Origin of the sequence: Treponema sp. J25, assembly GCF_004343725.1 — a bacterium.
GTDB lineage: Bacteria > Spirochaetota > Spirochaetia > Treponematales > Breznakiellaceae > J25.
The window spans coordinates 1-19,392 of record NZ_PTQW01000022.1 but is presented as its reverse complement, the minus strand read 5'-3'; the positions used below and the strand labels follow the sequence as shown (position 1 = coordinate 19,392).

Sequence of the window (19,392 nt, the reverse complement as noted above, 5' to 3'; positions counted from 1 at the left end):
CCCAGCCTCTCGCTCTTTATCCTTCGCACTGCTCTTCCAGGTGGCGACAAAAGCCCTCGAGCGGAATCGAACCGCTGACCACATCCTTACCATGGATGTGCTCTACCGACTGAGCTACAAGGGCATTCCTCCAAAAACGCCCGCTGAACATAGCAAAAATACACCGCCATGTCAAGGGTTGCCTACTTTTAAGACTTTTTCACCACTTGCCTTTACGACTCCCTGCCGGGGCAGGCCACCAAGGAACCTTCGTTCCCTGAAGGGGCCTTTCCTGTGAACCGAACATGAGCCGCTGCATGCCCAGAGGGGGACTTGAACCCCCAAGCCCGTGAAGGCACTAGTACCTGAAACTAGCGTGTCTGCCAATTCCACCATCTGGGCAGGATGGGTCTATATTATGTGAAAAGCCCTCTTTTGTCAATGTACCCCCTCCTTTCTTCCCGAAGGGAGTACCGCGAGGGTCCCACGCTATTGCTACCACAAAACTCACTATTTGAAGAGGGACGGCCTGTGCTCCATTCTACAAAGCGCCCACGAGGAAGGTCCTCAATCAGGCTTCCTAAAAGGCGTCCCCATTAACTGATAGCCACTTCCAGGGCCACCTCCATCATCTTTGTAAACGTCCGCTGTCGTTCTTCCGCGGAGGTAATTTCGTGACTCACCAGGGAATCAGAAATAGTCAGGATAGAAAGGGCCTCCCGCCGATATTTCGCAGCCAGGGTATACAGTTCGGCGGTTTCCATTTCTACGGCCAGAACGCCAAAACGGGCCCACAATTTCCACTCCTCCGGGTCCTCCGTATAGAACATATCGGAAGAAATGACGTTTCCCACCGCGGGTTGCCATCCCCGCTCTTGGGCTACTTCATAGGCCTTTTTAAGAAGGCTAAAGGTAGCGCAGGGCGCATAAGAACGCCCCCCAAAACGAAGGCTATTCGCCCCGGAATCGGTACTGGCCGCCATGGCAAGCACCATGTCCCGAACCTTAAGGAACTCCTGAAGGGAGCCCGCCGTTCCCACCCGGATCGCCCGCTGCACGCCGTAATCCTTGAAAAGTTCATTAACATATATCGAAATAGAAGGAATTCCCATTCCCGTCCCCTGGACAGAAATTCGCTTTCCCTTGTAGGTGCCTGTGAACCCAAGCATGTTCCGCACCGTATTGTAACACACAGGATTTTCCAGGAAATTCTCTGCGATGAACTGAGCCCGAAGGGGATCCCCCGGCAACAGAACCACCTCTGCAATTTCCCCCGTCTTTGCCCCAATATGAATCGACATAGTTTCACCTCTCAATAGTTATCGGGATTTTGCCCATTGCATTCTCCGTTCCCGTAAAAACCTTAATTTAAAAAAGAAAAAGCTTTTGGGGACCTCCCGTTTTTTTATTCTCTTTTTTCGGAAGAAGGAATATCAGGAGCCCCATCGGCTTCGCCACGACTCACCCCACCCATAATGCCCCGGGCCACTAGCATACAACCGGCACCAAAAAGAAATATCCCAGGATACCCCGTAAGGTCAATAATGGCTCCCGTGATAGGAGGGGCGGTAATAGCGGCGGTCTGACTAAAGGTATAGTACAGGCCCGTATACATTCCTATGGTTCCGTAGTGAGCCATCTGCCACAGCATGGGGAAGCTATTCACCACCACCCCAATCCACACTGACCCATATAAGAACATCAAAATAAGGAAAAGTATCAGGGACCCTCCGGCGGGCAAATGCAACCAACGAGCCACAGGAGCCGTGAGAGGTACCAGGGCCAGAATTACGGCAAGCGCCAGAAGACTCCCCCGAATCAAGCGTTTTCGACCAAGTCGATGGGCTAGATATCCGGAAGGGATAGCCAGTACAACACTGGCAATACCCGCAACACCCTGGGCAAGGGCCGCGCTTCCCTGGGAAACCTTCATGACCTGCACAAGGTACAAGCCCAAAAAGGGTTTTGCTCCCTCATAGGCCATGAACCAGAAAAAGATACCAAAAAGAATCCGAATCACACTGTTGTCACCGGCGGCAAAAAGCTCCTTCAATGCCTTTCCCAGGGGTACGCTCTCTTCAGAAGAATGCTCGGCCGTCCGTTCTCGGACAAACAATAGCAAAACCACCACCGCCAGTACCACCAAAGCTCCGGCTATACCAAAGGGTAACAGTTCGCTTTTGTTCATCAGGCGGGCAAGAAAGAGGGTTCCAATGATAAGCCCTATACCCCCCATCGTGTTAATGACCCCATTGGCTTCAGAACGATACTCTCCCGGAATAGTGTCGGGCATGAGGGCCACCACGGGGCCCCGCACGCTGGTCTTAAAGATATTAAACAAAAAGAGGATCCCAATAAGGGCTGCCAACGAAAGGGCCACCGTAACGGGAATCAACGAAAAGAGGATCCCACTCAAGGGTAGCATCACCACAATAAAGGGGAGGCGACGCCCAAGCCGGGTCCTGGTCCTATCGGACCAGAGGGCAATAACAGGAATCAAAAAGAGCTGAAGGATGTTATCCAGGGTCATCACCGCTCCCACCAGCGCATTGGAAGTGATATACCGCTTAAGGAAAATAGGCACATAGGTATCATACAGGGAATCCATGAGACCCATGGTGAAAAAGCCGCTTCCAATCAAGAAGGTAAGCCAGAAATATTTTGAAAACCCCCGATTCTTTTCCACAATCACCTCCTTTTATGTTATCCCCAAACTATCCTCACATAAGGGCTCGCGCCCGCTTAAGTGTATCCTCTCATCAATCAAGGCCTTTAGGATGCCCGAGAATCTCAGACCACACCACCGCCCGCTGCAGAAGGGGTAGTCGTTCAATCCGTTCTACCACTGCCATCTGCATACCCCGCTCTTCAGGAAGGGGCTGCAAAAGGGGATTCATCTCCCGCTTGCGAGAAGGTACTGCAGGATCCTTTTCCGCTGATGCTGCGGCAGAAATACCCTGGGGGAAAACCCGAAGTTCCTCTTCTGGCGGGGAGACCTGATAGGGCCTTCCCTTAGGCAAACCTGAACGCCGAGAGAGGGGTACCTTCTTGCTTCTCTCTGCTGGAGAGGGGCCGTATGTTCCCCCTCCTGAGGCTTTTTCTCCTTGAGGGACCGAAGTCTCCCGGTACTCCTCAAGGGAGGCAAAAAAACGGCTTTTTTGAGGCTTTCCCTTTTGGAGGGATGTCTCCCTGTTCTTAGCGCTCATTATTATGCGAAGCGCAATAAGCAACGCAACGGGGAGCAGTGTTAAAACCGTATCGATAAGTTCCTGCATATGTCTATTCTGGTTTAACTATTCTGCCCCGACCCATGACCGATGGCGGAGCGCATATCCGTATCGGCCTGGATGTTCTTGAGTCGATAATAATCCATTATGCCCAGTTGCCCCTTGCGGAAGGCCTCTGCGATGGCCAGAGGGATTTCGGACTCGGCTAGGACCACCTTGGCCCGATTTTCCTGCACCAGGGCAAGCATCTCCTGCTCCCGCGCCTGGGCTGCGGCCCGGCGTTTTTCCGCTTCGGCCTGGAAGCGCCGTTTATCCGCTTCGGCCTGATCGGCCTGGAGCTTGGCCCCCACGTTGGCCCCCACATCGATATCCGCAATATCGATAGAAAGAATTTCGAAGGCCGTCCCCGCATCAAGACCCTTTTCGAGCACGGTTTTAGAAATGCGATCGGGGTTTTCCAGTACCGCCTTGTAGGTTTCGGCAGAACCAATGGTGGTTACGATGCCTTCGCCTACCCGGGCGATGATCGTTTCCTCTGTGGCACCCCCGACTAACCGCTCAATATTGGCCCGCACCGTAACCCGAGCTTTTACCTGGAGTTGAATTCCATCCTTCGCTACCGCATCGATGGTTTGCTTTCCCTTGGAAGGATCGGGGCAGTCAATAACCTTGGGATTCACACTGGTTTTTACCGCCTCAAGCACATCCCGTCCCGCCAGGTCTATTGCGGCGGCCCGCTGGAACGGCAGGGGAATGTTTGCCTTGTTTGCCGCCACCAGGGCTCGACTCACCTTCATCACATCACCCCGGGCAAGATAGTGGGTTTCCAAGAGGTCCGTGGGTACCTCGATACCCGCCTTGGTCAGCATGATACGGGCTTCGACAATCACATTGGCATTTACGTGCCTGAGCCACATACCGATGAGTTTCCCCATGCCTACCGGTGCCCCGGAAAGGAGGGAGCGAAACCAGAGGCCAAAAAATTTAAAAAAAAGGAGTAAAAATCCAAGGGCTATAACCCCCAGTACCGCAAGAGCCACAAGAGAAATCATACACTACGCTCCTTTTTCCACAATGATTCTATTCCCTCGAACCCGGACCACCCGAACGGGGCTCCCGGATTCTACATAGGCGCCATTCGTTTCCACCACGTATACCGTCCCTTCAATTTCTGCCTTCCCCGCGGGCCGTAACACCGATACGGCGACCCCCGTTTTACCCAGCAGAGCCCCATAATCGGGGAGGGGTTCCTCAGGGGCAGGCGCTCGAGCACCTTCCACCGGATTATCCGGGTCAGGCCCCCCCGCCGTTCCCTGAATCTGGGTTTTAAGGACCAGCCGATCAAACAGCCGAATTCGGGTACCCGCCAGCGCCAGGGCAGCAATTCCTGCAATTCCCAGAATGATGCCGGTAACCACCACGAGGACATTGCGGCCCAATAGTTCCCATTGCCAGGAGAATTCGGGGATCGCAAAGTCCTGCATCGAAAAGACGAGGGAAAGGCCGATCAACACAATTCCTGAAATCCCCGTAATGCCAAAACCGGGGAGGATAAAGATTTCCACCGCCAAAAGCACCACCCCAATCAGGAAAAGAATCATTTCAAAAGAATCTACCGTACCCAGGAGGAAGTTAGAACCAAACACCACCGCAAAGGTGATGATCGCCACCACCCCGGGGATACCAAAACCGGGGGTATTTATCTCCAGGAACAACATGACCAGCCCCACCAAAATCAACACCGATTGCACCGCCCCGGAAGTAAGAAAGGAAACAATACTATCCGCTATACCCGGACTTTGCTCAAGAACCGTTTCTATGGAAGGATCCAGCAAGGCGGCAAGTTCATCCGTATCGGCAGCCAAGCCCCGGGCAAGCCCGTAGGTAACCGCTTCTCCTGCGGTAAGGGAGAGGAGTTTCCCTTCGGGAGAAATGAGGCGAACCCTTCGGACGTCATTCGCGGCATCCCGCTCCAGTTGTTCCACCTCCTCCAGAGTGGCAATTTGTTTTCCTCTGGCGGTTTCTATTTCCCAGACCTCCAGGTCTTCGTCCACCATGGCCAGGGCAAGGGCCACGGGATGCTTATTTCGTTCTGCCAGGGCCGCCATTTGGGCCCGGACGGCGCTTACCGTTTTTTCACCCGTAGGCTGGGGTTGCCCATCAGGCCCAATGGTAACCGGCGCAGCCGCCCCAATAGAGGTTCCCGGGGCCATGTAAATAGCCGAACAGGAAAGGGCGATGAGGGCCCCCGCAGACCAGCTTACCCCCAGCGAATCGGGGCCACTGCGGACCCAGGCCACCGTGGTCGCATCTTTTATAGAACCAATAAACGAAGAAATCTGAAGCGCCGTATCCACCCTTCCCCCAAAGGTATCGATTTCGTAAATCAGATACTGGGCGCCCTGGGCAAGGGCATTACGGCTTTCCCGGCGGATAAAAGCGGCCAATGACGGTTCAATGTCCCCTTTAATAGGAACAATAACCGCGGTCTTTGCCGTCCCAGCTGGAGAAGAGGCGGCCTCAGCGCTCACCGGCATAATCGCCAGAAAGCTCCCAGCTACACAAAGAAAGAGAGAGAGCCAAAAAGCGGTACGTTGCTTCATAGCTCTATTCTACACCATCTGGAGATTCCGTCCATACCCAGGGAGCTATTTTTTAGGTATACTCATTCTATGGAAGTCTATTTTTTTGCCTTTCTTGGCATAGCGTTCTTTGCCCTGGTACTCATTCTCTTTCTCGTTTTTCGGCCCCGGAAGTCGGATGCTACCCCGATGCTCGAACTCATAAAGAGTCAGGAACAACTTCGGGAGGGAATGCAGGCAGAACTGGCCCGCAACCGGGAAGAACTCATAAAACAGCTCCGCCTTGTCATGGAAGGGAATCTCCGTCAAATGGCTTCGTTACGGGAAGAAATATCCCGCTTTGGACAGGGGAACGAGGTACGGCTTGAAAAACTCCGTGAAACGGTGGACCGGAAACTGAGAGAAATCCAGGAAGACTCGGCAAACAAATTGGAAGCAATCCGAAAAACGGTGGACGACAAACTTCACGAAACCCTGGAACGGCGCCTCGGGGAATCCTTCAAACTTGTCGGCGAACGGCTCGAACAGGTTCAGGCGGGCCTCGGGGAGATGCGTTCCCTTGCAGCGGGAGTCGGGGACCTAAAAAAAGTGTTGGTGAACGTAAAAAACCGGGGAACCTGGGGAGAAATCCAGCTTATCCGACTTGTGGAGGATCTCCTCTCGCCTGCCCAGTACATTCTGAATGGGGTGATGCGGCCCGGTTCAAACGAACGGGTAGAAGTGGCCATAGCCCTTCCTGGTCGGGATCCCCGGAAAAACGAGCGGATCTACCTCCCCATCGATGCAAAATTCCCAAAAGAAGACTATGAACGCCTCCTGGAAGCTCGGGATCAGGGAGACCCGGTTCTTTTAGAGGAAGCCCAGAAAAACCTGGAACGGCGCTTTAAGAACGCCGCCAAGGACATCAGCGAGAAATACATTGCCCCACCCCATACCACCGACTTTGCGATTATGTTTCTCCCTTCGGAAGGGCTCTTTGCCGAATGTCTTTCCCGTCCCGGTCTTGCGGAGCATCTTCAGCGGGAATATCGGGTGGTAGTGGCGGGTCCCACAACCCTTGCGGCCCTTATCAATAGCCTTCAGATGGGCTTTAAAACCCTGGCGGTAGAACAGCGGACCGCCGAAATCTGGAAAACCCTAAACCTGGTAAAAGAGGAATTTGCAAAATTTGGGGAACTCCTGGATAAAACAAGGAAAAAACTGCAGGAAGCGGCCGACACGGTGGACCTGGCGGACAAAAAGAGCAGGAGCATTCAAGGGAAGCTTTCAGCGGTGGAAGAGTTAGAAGCTCCCGAACAATAACGGGCAGCTTTCCCTTTAAAGGGGAATTGCCGAAACACTGGCATCTACCGATTCCAGGATCTTACTCAGCTGGTTTTTTTCATACAGATCGATGAGCCGAGCTTCTACAAATTTTTTTGCCTCATCCGAAAAGGTTCCCGCCGAAAGGCAGTAGCCCTTTCCGGCCTTCACTTCCTTAAGATGGGCATGGAAATCCCGGACGGTAAGTTCCCCTACCACCCCCTGGTTTCGGATAAACCGGAACATCACCACATCGGCCCACTTAGGGGTATCCACCTCGGCCAGGATATCGGCCCATTCGTTTTTATTGACCGCAATATTGGTAATTTTCACCCTGGCTTTTGGGAAAAAGCTCAGCACCACCTTTCTACAGAGGGTAACAAAATCTCCCGTCGGCGCCATAAGGTAAATCTGAAGGTTCTTATTCGAATTCAACTCCTGGTACTTGGCAATAAGAGTGGGAACATCCTTATAATTTTGATAGCTATTTTGCAATTCCTTAAGAATCGTAAGGGCCCGTCCAATTTCTTGTTGCTTAAGGTACGCCAGGGCAAGTCGGTACTTTAGTTCCGCCTGGATTTCGATCTTTATGTTTTCGTGCTTAAGCCCAATTTCAAAATCCATGATTGCCTTAGGATACTGGTGCTGATTCATGTGAATGGTTCCCGCAAACAAAGATGCGGTAGGTCCCAGGCTAGGATCCGGTCGAAGGTGGGTAAAAATTTTAATAGCCTGCTCGACCTGTCCTAACTCGTAGTAACATTCTCCCATGGTATAAAGGGATTCCTTATCTTCCGGTATCAGATCCACCGCTTTTCGTAAAAAGACAAGGGCCTCCCGGTATCGATGCAGTTTAAAGAGGGCATGACCTAAATAGCGAAGGGTGGGAGCATGCTCTGGGTCCTGGGTACGGGCCTGCTGTAACAATTGAACAGCCTTTTCATAGTTCTTTCGGAGAAATTCCAGGTACCCCAGATTGTAATTAACTTCAAAGTTGTTTTGTTGTAAACTCCGGGCAATCACAAGTCCCTTATACGCCTGGTCCTGAAGCCCTAGCTTAAGAGCGCTCATGCCATAGCGACAGTTTATCTCGTATTCATCCAGATCAGGATTAGTTGCACAGAGTTCCACCAGGGTTTCATATATTTTAAGGGCCTTATCCCATACCTGGTCCTGATAATATATGTCTCCTAAAGCCAGGAGGGCCTCTGGATCTTTAGGGTTTTGAGATAGCCGCCGGGTAGCATCCCGAATAACCGCTTCTTTACTACGGTTTTTTTTATGTTTTTTTGGTTCTTTTGTTCTGGTCTCTTCTTTCTGTGAAGCCATGATAAGAATAAGAACCACTAAAGAAAGAAGAATGATGACCACCAGAACGGGAATTATTGGTATCATGGTTTCATTATCGGTATCTGGGGAGATCTGGTCAAGTTTCCCCCATCAAATATGTAAACCTATATTTTTTATAGATATCGATTGACAAAGGGGGCAATGGGTTTTAAAGTTTAAGAAACCAGGTAAGGAGATAAGGTATGGCGGCCAGTATAGGAATCAAAATAGCAAATGGGGAGTTTTACCCCATCCTTGAGGAAGGTACTATCTCCAAAAAGCGGCTCATCCTTACCACCGTGCATGACAACCAAAAAAGTGTGCAGATCGACCTGTACAAGAGTGAATCCCGGACCATGGCAGATGCGGAATACATCGGCTCCCTGGTAATCGAAAACATCGAACCGCGCCCCAAAGGGGAACCCTCGATAGAGATGATTATTTCTTCCCAAGAAGGGGATGAACTCGTGGCAGAAGCCAGGGACCTTGATGCCCCGCCCGGTTCAGAGCGGCATCACCTTTCGGTATCCCTTAAAGCGTTAAATGAACAGGAAACCTATGAGTTCCCTGACTTTGAATTGGACCAGGAAAGCCCCTCATCATCAGGCCTCTACGCCCGGGCACAACGGTATGCGGAAGAAAAACAGGAGGAAGAAACTTTCGAACCAGCGCCGGTAACAGGGGCGGGGAAAAGGTTCCCCTGGTTAGCGGTTTTGTTAGGTATTCTGGTTGTTCTTATACTAGGATTAGTCCTGGTACTTGCAATAAAAAGGGGAAACCAACCTGCAGGAACTACTCCCATCACGCAGAAGGTCCAGGAAGAAGGGGAAGGCGCATCAGAAGCCCCAGCGGCGCCGATGGTTATCACCGAACCAGCCCCAACTCCCCCGCCAGCGGAAACCGCAAAAGAAAGTGGAACTTCAGAAAGTACTGCGCCTAAAAAGGAAGAGACCCTTCCATCGGAGAGCCAGACCAAGAGTACAATGCCCACAGAAACTGTCCGCAAACGCCCCCCTGCGCCGGTTTCCCGGTACCGGGTACCGACCACTATTCCAAAAGAGGGCGTTTTATATACAATACGATGGGGAGATACCCTTTGGGACATAGCGGAGGCGTTTTATCGGAATCCATGGCTGTATCCGCGCATTGCGCGATTCAATAAAATCAAGAATCCCGATCATATCATCTCGGGGACCACTATTCGGATTCCTCCTAAATAAGGGAGGAAGGGTAAAGAAACTAGAGCAGAGGACACGGACCTCCAGAAAGCCCAACAGAGAGAGGGGAATTGTACACCGGGGAATGCCCACAGGGAGGAGCAAACTTTTTATGTGGCTCCGAACCTCTTTCCAGAGTTCCGTGGGGCTAGGGATGCTTCTCGCATTTTTACAAGCCTGTACACCTTCTTTCGTATTGGGTATCTCCAAAGAAGAGGTCCTTGAGCAAATTCGTGCGGGGTCCCTCAGTTTCATAATAGACCAGCCGCTGGAACAAACCAGTCAGCTGCGCTGGCTAGGACCAGAAATAGCCTTCTACGTGGGACTACAGCTTCAGGCTCAGAAAGAGGAAGAACGGGCCCTTATTCTTTTCGAAGAGGCCTTAAAAAGCGCTTCCTCCATTATTCGGGGAGAGGCCTACGAGGCGCTCTTTTCTTCTCTCTGGAAACAAAAAGAACGAAACACCCAGAAATTAAACTCCCTGATTGAACGGTTCACCAAAGAAAAAGAGTATTGTCGGCCTCCTCTTTGCGAACTCGCAGCGGAGATAAGCTTTGTCTTAGGTAACTTTGTGGCCATGGAAAAACTGATACAAAGAATACCAGAAGAAAGTCGTTCGGATCACCTGAAAGCCCTTATTCTCCTCAAAGAAATAGAGAAAATCTCAAAGGATAAACCAGCATCATCAAGCATAGCAAAGGCCCCTCCCTCTCTGGAGGAGACGTTTAAAAAATACTTTCTGGCGACCCCCTTTAGCCAGGAACACCAGAAAACCTTCAAATTTATTAACACCACCTATCCCACACTTCTCCCCTCGGTTATAAAAAATGTTGCCCAGGCTCGATCGCTCGTGCTTGACCGGTCTTACGGCGAGGCTCTTTTGTACTTTAAAAAGGTCATGGAAGAAAATAAGGAAGCAATTCTTTTCTGGCCAGAGGTTCTTTCGGATCTGGGAAAGGCGTATCAGTATGGACCTGCTCTGCAGGAAGGAATAGAACTTTTTAGTCGATGGGAGCAAGAGGTACCAAATCTCGGCATAGATCCCCTTCGCTTCCGCCTTCTGTTTTATCTTGGCAGAATGTACCGACAAAAGCAAGATTTCCCTAAGAGTCTTGAGTTTTTCCAGCGAAGCATTGCATTTGCAGAAAGCCCTACCCAACGGGATGCGGCAATATGGTACATCCTCGACACGATAGTGACGAATCAAATAGACAATATTGTTTTATATTTAGACAAATACATCTCCCTCTGGTATTCCTCCTCTTATTATCAGGATCTCCTGGATAAAATATGCACCACCCTGGTAACCCGCAGCTCCTGGGCCTTGTTACATCAGGTTTTCCAGCGGGCATATCAATTTCTTGAATCCCCCCTCAGGGCCCGCTATGCCTATATTTTAGGAAGATCGATAGAAGAAGGGTTCTATCTTCCAAAGACCCCCCTTTCTTTTAGCGATATTCCCGAAAACTACACCGCATCCCGGCCATCCACATTTTTCTTCAAGATCGCCTATGAGAGCGATCGGGCCTCTTTTTACTACCGCAGCCTTGCGGCGGCGCATCTGGGAGCCCAGGTAGAGCTGGTAGCTGCTACCTCTAAAGAAGAACCTAACAAAACAGATAAAAAGACCGAGGATCTTTATCAATTCCTGCGGGGATTTTTTGAATATGGGGCAACGAAGCTGGTTTTGCCATTCATCCTAAAATATGAAAAAGATCTTTCCCTTTTCCAGCTTCGTCAGCTTGCCCAGTTATTTGTTCAAAAAGAACGGTGGTGGGAAGTCATCCGACTTACCAGTCGTTTCTCTTCCCGGCAGGACTACAGCCCTATTCGAGAGGACCTCTTTCTCCTGTATCCCCGGCCCTATAGCCACCTCATCGACACAACGGCCCGTTCTTTTGGGGTTCCACCGGAACTCATGTATGGTCTCATCAGAACAGAAAGCGCCTTTGCTGCCGACGCGGTATCCCGGGCAGGGGCGGTAGGTCTTACCCAGTTAATGCCCACTACCGCGCTGGATGCGGCCAGCCGCATTGCCCGGGCGGGGGGGCCCCAATTTATTCAAAATGGGACGGTAAATTTACCCGATCCGGAGACCAACATCTATATTGGCACCTGGTATTTTAAACACCTTATAGAACGGACCGGAAGTCCCCTTTTAGCCCTGGCATCCTACAACGGTGGTATCACCCGGGTGCGACAGTGGCGAAGCACAACCCCATCGATGGCGGAGGATCTTTTTCTGGAAACCATTCCCATAACCGAAACCCGCCAGTACGCACGACAGGTTCTTGCGGCGGCGGCGGTATACGGATATCTTTACTTTGGTATGTCTATGGAACAGGTAATTACCGATATATTTCCTGTGAACATCAAAGGGTTTTCATCAGAATCTGGAAGGGAGGAAGAATAGGCGTGGCACCTCAGCAAGCTTCCTACCGGGGACGCAAAAGAGAAATTACGGTGGCGAGTATTTTTATAGCCCTAGCTCTTTTGCTCTCAGTGGCTCTTGTGGCAGCCCAGTATTCTCTGCCGTTTTTCCTTTCCTTCGTAGGTAGTTTTTTCCTCGAAGCGTACGGAATTTTGGCCTTTGCCATTCCGCTGTACATCCTGGGTGGAGCCCTCTTGCTCCTTACCCGAAAATATCGTCCCGACCGATATTTCCTTCTCTTTTGGAGTATGGTTCCCTTCTTTACCCTCGCCTTTACCCTCTACCTCTGGCGGAATACAAAAGAAGAAGCCCTTTCATTCAGCTTTCTTAAGGAATTTCCGCCAGAACTGCTCCTTGGCATTGGGGGAGTGCTCACATTTCTCGAAAGTATGGTGATTCTCCAGGCCCGGGATCTTCTGTATCCTCAAAGGAAAGAAAAAAACACCCCTGTTTTTAAAGATCGCCGCCCTTTGCAAGAAAAAAGGCTGCTCAGCGGGCCAAGGGAACAGGACAGAGACAGACCATCGTGGGTAGACCAAAAGAATACAGCTATCCCATTTTCGCTCCCCGAACCCAAACCACTTGCAAGCTTGCGTCGATTTGAGGAATTAGAAGAAATACAGAAAGCATGTTCTTCGAGGGGGCAAGCGGATCAGCACAATAAAAAACGAATAGCTCCTCTCGAAACAGAAGCTGGTCGCCCTAAGGAACCACCTGATGAGAACCGTTCTTGGGTTGAGCAAGCACCCCCAGCTGAACCAAGGAAGGTTGCATCTTCCCCTTTCAAAACGCAGGAATATGAGGAACCTCAAAACCTGGAGGAACTTCCGATAGAAGAAGGGGACCGGTCATCAATTTCTGATAATCTAGAAGTTCCACAGGGGACCCCTAGCGAAGAAGGGCCAAACAAAGAAGAAGCAGGAGCGTCCCAACGGCCCCAATCCCCGGCCGTTTTTTCTGATAGTACCCCCCCAGGGGAAAAAACCTTTGCCATCGATGAGGATCTCCGCAAAGCCCTGGCGGCAGCAGAGAAGGAAGCCGCTCGCAAAAGCCAGGGAATCACAAGAGATGGAGCCAACGATCGCCCAGAGGCCCCCACCCTCCTTTCCGCTACTGGAACCGCCGATACTTTTTCTTCCTCTGAGGGAAGACCGGCTTCCGGTTCTGCTGCTTCGGGGGAGAGGCAGCCTGCTAATTCCCTGCACGGCGGGGGAGTTTCCCCCGCGGGGGGTAAGCAGCCCTATCATGTACCCATTGAGGGGTTGCTTACGGCCTACCCCGATGGTCAATACTGGATTATCGATCAGGCCACCCGGGATGCGGCGGTGATTCTTAAAGAAACCCTGAAAGAGTTCAACATTCAGGCGGAGGTTACGGGGATCCGTAAAGGGCCGGTTATCACCATGTTTGAGATACTTCCTGCGCCGGGGGTAAAGCTTTCTAAAATCGTGAACCTTCAGGACAACATCGCCCTCCGTCTTGCGGCAAGCTCAGTCCGTATTGTGGCCCCCATTCCCGGCAAGCACGCGGTTGGCATAGAAGTTCCCAATCGGAAACGCAACATCGTGTCCTTCCGGGAAATGATCGAAGGTGAGCTGCAGCGGCGGGACAAAAAGATGGAGATTCCCGTGGTTCTCGGTAAGGATATTACCGGCGAGGCCATCACCATCGACCTGGTCCAGACCCCCCACCTTTTGATCGCCGGGGCCACCGGTTCAGGAAAGTCGGTCTGCGTCAATTCCATGATCCTTTCTATTTTGTATCAACGGTCCCCTGCGGAAGTCCGACTCCTTCTCATCGACCCCAAAATCGTGGAACTTAAACTGTATAATGATATTCCCCATCTGCTCACCCCCGTGATTACCGAGCCCAAACGGGCCTTCCAGGCGTTACAGTACTGCATTTATGAAATGGAGCGACGCTATGCCCTCCTAGATTCCATGCAGGTTCGGGATATCCGCAGTTACAATCGAAAAATAAGAGAAAAGAACATTGCCACCGAGCGGCTCCCCTATATTGTGGTGGTTATCGATGAGTTTGCGGACCTCATGGTTACCACCGGCAAGGAGCTTGAATCCACCGTGGCCCGCCTGGCCGCCATGAGCCGGGCCGTGGGCATCCACCTGGTTCTGGCCACCCAGCGTCCCTCTATCGACGTAATTACCGGTCTCATCAAGGCCAACATTCCCACCCGGATTGCCTTCATGGTGGCTAGCAAGATGGATAGCCGCATCATCATCGACATGGTGGGGGCAGAAAAACTCCTAGGCAAGGGAGACATGCTCTATGCGGGGGCAGTAGACCCCTTCCCTATTCGTATTCAGGGGGCCTACGTCTCTGAAGAAGAGGTAGAACGGGTGGTGGAGTATGTAAAACAATGGGGACCGCCGGAATACATCGATGACGAAATCTTTTACGATGAGGAAGAAGAGGACCAGGATGCCACCCTTTTTTCGTCCGGCGAAGATCCTCTGTACGAAAAGGCCCTGGAAATTGTGTACCAGCAAGGGAAGGCCAGCGCAAGCTACATTCAGCGGCGTCTTAAAATAGGCTACAACCGGGCAGCCCGCCTTGTGGAAATGATGGAAGAACAGGGTATCGTGGGACCCGCCCAGGGCTCTAAACCCCGGGAACTTATCCGCCGACAATAGGAAAGGACACGTTCCCCGGGGAAATCGTACCTTTCCCCAGTCGATGAAAAAGATTCTCTCACCTAAGGATGTAGATTGATGAAGAACATACCCACATCAACCCAAGGCATAGCCATTGTAACCGGAGCATCGAGCGGCATTGGGGCTGCCTTTGCCCGGCACCTGGCGGCGGCCGCAGCAGAGGTAGAACACTTTAAAGGGTTGCCCCTTTTTGATGAACTATGGCTCGTGGCCCGGCGGCAGGATCGGCTCACTAGTCTGGCAGAGGAATTGCAAAACACCTACAGCGAACCCAAATCACAGGCAGATCGGAAGCTTCTTATCCGTACCTTCCCCCTAGATTTGGTTCAAGCAGGCTCTATCGATACGCTGGCAAACCGGTGCCGGGAAACGGGGAAACCGCTGCGGCTTTTAATTAACAATGCGGGCTATGGCAGCTATGGCCCCTTTGCAGAGATATCCCTGGAAAAACAGCTTGGCGAAATCGACCTGAATTGTCGGGCCCTTACCGAATCGTGCGGGAAATTCTTTCCTTTTCTCCAGGAGGGAAGCCTTGTCATCAATGTGGCAAGCCTTGCTGCCTTTGCCCCCCTGGGGGACTTTGCGGTTTATGCGGCTACCAAGGCCTATGTATTTTCCCTGTCCGTGGCCCTGGCCACCGAATGGGAGTCCCGGGGTATTCGGGTGCACGCCCTCTGTCCCGGTCCGGTTCAAAGCGAATTCGCCCTGGTTGCCAGCGACGGTGTTCGCCAGGAGGTGGCAGGGGGCTATAGCGCCGAAAAAACTACCTATCGGTGCCTAAAAGCCGCAGCTAAAGGGAAGGTCTACAGCATCCCCCGCTGGAACTGGAGGATTCAGCGCCTGGCAAGCATTCTCGTAGGCCCCCTGGCAAGCGCCCGTTTTGCCCGGCAATTCTTAAAACGGCCCTACAAGCAGGGAGAATAAAGAGAAGGGGGCTTCTTCAGGGGGATGTCCCATTCTTAAAAAGAAAGAGGGGCTTCCCATTCTTCAATGAATGGGCCGCCCCTCGGCGGAAAGCGCCCCCCACCTATAAAAAAGAAGGGGCCCTTCGCCGGAAGTATGCTAAGCCATCGTACGGTAAAAAAAGGCTACCCCCTGCCGTCGTGATGGCTTTTTTATTTATCAATCCCAACTAAAAATTTGTGAAGGATGAAAGAATTTTTCATTGTTTATTGTGATAAAATACCGTACCTTTTTAATTAAGAATTATTATGAATGAGGGGGTAGCTATGAAAAAGCTCCTTTTTCTTGTGGTAGGCCTTGGGGGAGCCTTATGTGCTGCGATGGCTCAGGAAAAGACCTGGCAGAATATGGTATGTTTGCGCTCATTGGCCTTCATCTTTTCTTAAATGGAAACTGGATAGGCTCCGTATTAAAAAAGAAAGTCCAGAAATAATGGGGGGCCTCCGCGAAAAACTGTGTTTTTCCCCTCCGAAACAGAAACCCGCGGCCCATTAAAAAAGCCGCCTGAGCTCGCTCCAGCCCCGCCAAATTATATGAACGTGACCTACAAGAGGCGTCCTGCAGGTCACGTCATATATGATGTGATGGCGCAGGCCTCTTTTTTTAATCTCAGGAACAGCAGCTTCGTTTTTTACCCCTCAGGGTTTTCCAGAATGAGTAGACGGCCCCCCCAAGGGCAATACAGATGATTATTCCTACTATAATGAGTTCCATACAGTTTCCTTTTTAGTAGCGGCCCATCACAGAACAAAGAAGGACCACTCATATTCCCAGTCCAAGCAGCAGGCCCCCCTGGTACACCGCAAATCCTAACAACCAGCCAAACAGCAGGAGGCTTACCACCGAGAAGGCCCACCATTTCCATCCCAATTCGGCCTGAATTGTCGCCTGGGCAGCAAAACAGGGAGGAATAACCAGCACAAATAGCATAAGCACAAAGGCAACCAAGGGATTCCAGGCAGGGTCCTGTTGCAGGGCCTGTCGGAGCCCTTCCGATTCTTCAGTTGCTTCTTCCCCTACCCCATAGAGGATTCCAAGGGTAGAAACCACCACCTCCTTGGCAGCAAAGCCGGTTACCATAGAGACCGCTATTTTCCAATCGAACCCTAAGGGTCTAAAAACCGGCTCGATGAACTTACCAAACCGACCGGCAAAACTATGTTCCAGGGCAGCCTCAGCCTCTCGGGCCGAAATGTATGCGGCCAGTTCTTCTTCCGAGGCCTCTGCATGGAGAGAAAGATAGTCAGCCTGAAGATGTTCCTGCTCCATCGGAGACATTTCGTAGGAAGGGAATTTGAGGAGCGCCCAGATCAAAATAGAAGCCGCAAGGATGACGGTCCCCGCCTTCTTAGCGTACTGCCAGGTTTTATCCCACACATGCCAGAGGATGCCCCGAAGAGTGGGGAGCCGATAGGGAGGCAATTCCATAACAAAGGGAGTAGGGTCCCCCTTTAGTACGGTATGGTTTAACACCCAAGCCGCCACCAACGAAAGGACCACCCCAATAGCATAGACGAGCATCACCATGGCCGCCGGATTCTCGGGGAAAAAGGCCGCCGCCAGGAGCACATGGACGGGGAGCTTGGCCCCACAACTAATAAAGGGTATTACCAGCACCGTAAGGATCCGATCCCGGGGACTTTTAAGGGTTCGAGCGGCCATAATCGCAGGTACGGAACAACCGAATCCCAACATCATGGGGAAAATAGATTGCCCATGCAGCCCAAAGAAGTGAAGGAATTTGTCGGTCGCAAAGGCAGCCCGGGACATATAGCCGATATCCTCAAGCAAAGAAAGGAAAAAAAACAGGATAACTATAAGAGGAACAAAGGAAAGCACCCCGCCAACGCCGCCGATAATACCATCCACCACGAGGGATTGAAGCAACCCATTAGGAAGGGCCCCGTGGACTACCTCAGAAAGCCACGTAAAAAAGGTTTCGAGCCATGCCATGGGGTATTCCCCCAGGGTAAAGGTAAGCTGAAAAATCGCCCAGAGAACCCCCACAAAGATAGGCAGAGATAAGAGAGGATGCATCACAATCCGATCGATGGCCTCGGTAAGAGAAAAATCGTTCTTTTTTTGGATGGCAACGGCTTCTTTTATCGCCCCATGAATATAGCCATAGCGCTGTTCAGAAATAACTATTTCAAGATCCTTACCGTAATGTTTTTCAAGCCATACCACACTTTCCTGCAAAAATGACAGGATCTCTTGGGCCTTCGGATGTTCCTTTACCACTTCGAAGGCCCGGCTATCCTTTTCTAAAAGTTTTACCGCGAGCCATCGGGAAGGATAGGTTTTAGCGAAGGTAGCATCGCTTTCAATAAGATGCTGCAATGGCTCTAAACGCTGTTCTATTTCAGAACCATACACAATGTATTTTTTAGGGAGATCCTGGTGTTGGTAGACATGGAGAATAAGCTCTAAAAGTTCCTCCATTCCTTTTCCGCGGGGTCCTACGGTTTGCACCATGGGTATACCCAGGACCTTTTCAAGAAAAGCCTTATTTATCTTTATTCCCTTTTCTTCAGCCTCATCGGTCATGTTCAGGGCGCCAACCACCGGGATCCCCAACTCCTGGAACTGTAAACACAGGTACAGGTGTCGTTCCAGGTTGGTGGAATCCATCACATCGACTACCACATCGGGCCTTTCGTGGAGCAGAAAATCCCGAGCAACCACTTCATCGATGGAATAGGCCGTAAGACTATAAATACCCGGTAGGTCCACAAAATGAAAGGTGGTCTCTTTATACAGCCGGCTTCCTTCTTTTTTTTCTACCGTTACTCCCGGATAGTTTCCCACCTTATGGTGGGATCCGGTTAAGGCGTTAAAAAGCGTTGTTTTCCCTGAATTAGGATTCCCCGCCAGGGCTACCCGTATATTTTGCTTCATTTACTCTTTTCTCCCTCATCATCTTCGCAAAAGGTTTCAGGATGTCGTCTTCCCCCATGTTCCCAACGACGTCTTCTGCCATGAGGCCCTCCGACTCGTCTTCCAAAAGGCCCAAACCCAGCAAAAAGCCGATGGGCATCTTCGGCAGCGCTCCAGTCCCCTATGGGTTCTACCTCGACACCCGCAGCCTCACAGCGGCGAATCAGCACATCGTAGCCCCGGATACGTACCTGTAAGGGGCCTCGCATAAAACCAGATCGAATAACCGCTCCCTCGGCACCTTCGGTGAATCCCATGTCGGCAAGCCGCTTGCCAACCTCCTTTCCCAGCAACACCCGAATCACCCGAAAAGATGCACCCGGTGGGGCATCGGATAAAAACATACTCTTTCCTCCTAGTTTGCTCTATATGTTAGTATAGACTAACATATAAGGCGTTAAAAAAAGGGCATCACGCCCTTGTTAGAAAGATATAACTATTTATGAGGGGTTGTCAATATGATGAACCAGGGGATCCTTGAGGGAGCCGGGCCCTATCCCCTCTCTGCTAGCCTACAGTTCCTCAATCTCCTCCCGGGAAAGGCCGGTCACCTCGGCAATGATATCAAGCTCAATCCCGCGGGCCTTCATCCGCCGGGCCGTTTCCCGGCGCTCTTCTATCCGGCCTTCCATAAGGCCTTCTTTAAACCATTCCTGTTCTTTCTTCTTGATGGCAGTGGCTAACATGGTCGGTACCTCCTTAAGGGTACGAATCTCATCAACCCATTGAGGCACGGGGTCCTCAAAATGGGCG

The 19,392-nt window shown here is 51.4% G+C and carries 13 protein-coding genes, 2 tRNA genes and 1 pseudogene; 5 read left to right on the top strand and 11 right to left on the bottom strand.

All coding sequences use genetic code 11. The features are described 5' to 3' along the window. Window positions 1–51: 51 nt before the first annotated feature. From C5O22_RS07950 to C5O22_RS07920, 7 genes are all read right to left on the bottom strand, one after another. Window positions 52–124 (bottom strand) — tRNA-Thr (locus tag C5O22_RS07950). Between the two features lie 173 nt (window positions 125–297). Further along, window positions 298–381 (bottom strand) — tRNA-Leu (locus tag C5O22_RS07945). A 194-nt stretch (window positions 382–575) separates the two neighbouring features. Continuing rightward, entirely contained in the window at window positions 576–1,280 is a 705-nt protein-coding gene (gene deoD, locus C5O22_RS07940) for a purine-nucleoside phosphorylase (RefSeq protein ID WP_132780698.1), read from the bottom strand. A 104-nt stretch (window positions 1,281–1,384) separates the two neighbouring features. After that, complete coding sequence (locus C5O22_RS07935; protein WP_132780696.1) at window positions 1,385–2,665, bottom strand: MFS transporter; 1,281 nt, start codon at window positions 2,663–2,665, stop codon at window positions 1,385–1,387. Between the two features lie 73 nt (window positions 2,666–2,738). Further along, the gene (locus C5O22_RS07930; protein ID WP_132780695.1) at window positions 2,739–3,254 is read right to left on the bottom strand and encodes a hypothetical protein; all 516 of its coding nucleotides are present in this window, start codon (window positions 3,252–3,254) and stop codon (window positions 2,739–2,741) included. A 14-nt stretch (window positions 3,255–3,268) separates the two neighbouring features. Beyond that, window positions 3,269–4,258, bottom strand: a complete 990-nt coding sequence (floA, locus tag C5O22_RS07925; protein WP_132780693.1) for a flotillin-like protein FloA — start codon at window positions 4,256–4,258, stop codon at window positions 3,269–3,271. 3 nt (window positions 4,259–4,261) lie between these two features. Continuing rightward, a complete protein-coding gene (locus tag C5O22_RS07920; protein WP_243692909.1) occupies window positions 4,262–5,809 on the bottom strand; it encodes an NfeD family protein in 1,548 nt (515 codons plus the stop codon). Window positions 5,810–5,878: 69 nt separating this feature from the next. Between C5O22_RS07920 and C5O22_RS07915 the strand changes: the two genes are divergently transcribed. Next, complete coding sequence (locus C5O22_RS07915) at window positions 5,879–7,090, top strand: DNA recombination protein RmuC (protein WP_132780692.1); 1,212 nt, start codon at window positions 5,879–5,881, stop codon at window positions 7,088–7,090. A 15-nt stretch (window positions 7,091–7,105) separates the two neighbouring features. On the opposite strand, the gene C5O22_RS07910 is transcribed toward C5O22_RS07915, so the two are convergent. Next, entirely contained in the window at window positions 7,106–8,485 is a 1,380-nt protein-coding gene (locus C5O22_RS07910; protein ID WP_132780690.1) for a tetratricopeptide repeat protein, read from the bottom strand. Window positions 8,486–8,622: 137 nt separating this feature from the next. On the opposite strand from C5O22_RS07910, the gene C5O22_RS07905 reads away from it, so the two are divergent. The 4 genes from C5O22_RS07905 (at window position 8,623) to C5O22_RS07890 (ending at window position 15,663) form a co-directional block, all read left to right on the top strand. Continuing rightward, window positions 8,623–9,639: a LysM peptidoglycan-binding domain-containing protein gene (locus tag C5O22_RS07905; protein ID WP_132780689.1), complete on the top strand. Its 1,017-nt coding sequence runs from the start codon at window positions 8,623–8,625 to the stop codon at window positions 9,637–9,639. Between the two features lie 109 nt (window positions 9,640–9,748). Then, entirely contained in the window at window positions 9,749–12,049 is a 2,301-nt protein-coding gene (locus C5O22_RS07900) for a flagellar assembly lytic transglycosylase (RefSeq protein ID WP_165910457.1), read from the top strand. Window positions 12,050–12,051: 2 nt separating this feature from the next. Continuing rightward, window positions 12,052–14,718 carry a DNA translocase FtsK gene (locus C5O22_RS07895; protein WP_243692908.1) on the top strand — a complete coding sequence of 889 codons (2,667 nt, stop codon included), beginning with the start codon at window positions 12,052–12,054 and terminating at the stop codon, window positions 14,716–14,718. Window positions 14,719–14,796: 78 nt separating this feature from the next. Beyond that, window positions 14,797–15,663, top strand: a complete 867-nt coding sequence (locus C5O22_RS07890) for an SDR family NAD(P)-dependent oxidoreductase (protein WP_132780685.1) — start codon at window positions 14,797–14,799, stop codon at window positions 15,661–15,663. Between the two features lie 801 nt (window positions 15,664–16,464). Here C5O22_RS07890 and feoB read toward each other — a convergent pair. The 3 genes and pseudogenes from feoB to C5O22_RS13495 form a co-directional block, all read right to left on the bottom strand. Beyond that, window positions 16,465–18,600 carry a ferrous iron transport protein B gene (gene feoB / locus C5O22_RS07885; RefSeq protein ID WP_132780683.1) on the bottom strand — a complete coding sequence of 712 codons (2,136 nt, stop codon included), beginning with the start codon at window positions 18,598–18,600 and terminating at the stop codon, window positions 16,465–16,467. Beyond that, window positions 18,597–18,983 (bottom strand): FeoA family protein, encoded by a 387-nt coding sequence (locus tag C5O22_RS07880; protein WP_132780681.1) that lies wholly within the window; start codon window positions 18,981–18,983, stop codon window positions 18,597–18,599. Before C5O22_RS07880 ends, feoB begins: the two co-directional genes overlap by 4 nt. Before the next feature lie 168 nt (window positions 18,984–19,151). Beyond that, window positions 19,152–19,392 (bottom strand): annotated as a pseudogene (locus tag C5O22_RS13495) (Rpn family recombination-promoting nuclease/putative transposase); the annotation flags it as partial.

What these genes read in the sequence shown, in the direction of transcription:
- C5O22_RS07920 (WP_243692909.1), bottom strand. Translation starts at nt 5,809, where the DNA reads ATGAAGCAACGTACCGCTTTTTGGCTCTCTCTCTTTCTTTGTGTAGCT.
- C5O22_RS07910 (WP_132780690.1), bottom strand. Translation starts at nt 8,485, where the DNA reads ATGATACCAATAATTCCCGTTCTGGTGGTCATCATTCTTCTTTCTTTA.
- floA (WP_132780693.1), bottom strand. Translation starts at nt 4,258, where the DNA reads ATGATTTCTCTTGTGGCTCTTGCGGTACTGGGGGTTATAGCCCTTGGA.
- C5O22_RS07915 (WP_132780692.1), top strand. Translation starts at nt 5,879, where the DNA reads ATGGAAGTCTATTTTTTTGCCTTTCTTGGCATAGCGTTCTTTGCCCTG.
- deoD (WP_132780698.1), bottom strand. Translation starts at nt 1,280, where the DNA reads ATGTCGATTCATATTGGGGCAAAGACGGGGGAAATTGCAGAGGTGGTT.
- C5O22_RS07930 (WP_132780695.1), bottom strand. Translation starts at nt 3,254, where the DNA reads ATGCAGGAACTTATCGATACGGTTTTAACACTGCTCCCCGTTGCGTTG.
- feoB (WP_132780683.1), bottom strand. Translation starts at nt 18,600, where the DNA reads ATGAAGCAAAATATACGGGTAGCCCTGGCGGGGAATCCTAATTCAGGG.
- C5O22_RS07890 (WP_132780685.1), top strand. Translation starts at nt 14,797, where the DNA reads ATGAAGAACATACCCACATCAACCCAAGGCATAGCCATTGTAACCGGA.
- C5O22_RS07905 (WP_132780689.1), top strand. Translation starts at nt 8,623, where the DNA reads ATGGCGGCCAGTATAGGAATCAAAATAGCAAATGGGGAGTTTTACCCC.
- C5O22_RS07880 (WP_132780681.1), bottom strand. Translation starts at nt 18,983, where the DNA reads ATGTTTTTATCCGATGCCCCACCGGGTGCATCTTTTCGGGTGATTCGG.
- C5O22_RS07900 (WP_165910457.1), top strand. Translation starts at nt 9,749, where the DNA reads ATGTGGCTCCGAACCTCTTTCCAGAGTTCCGTGGGGCTAGGGATGCTT.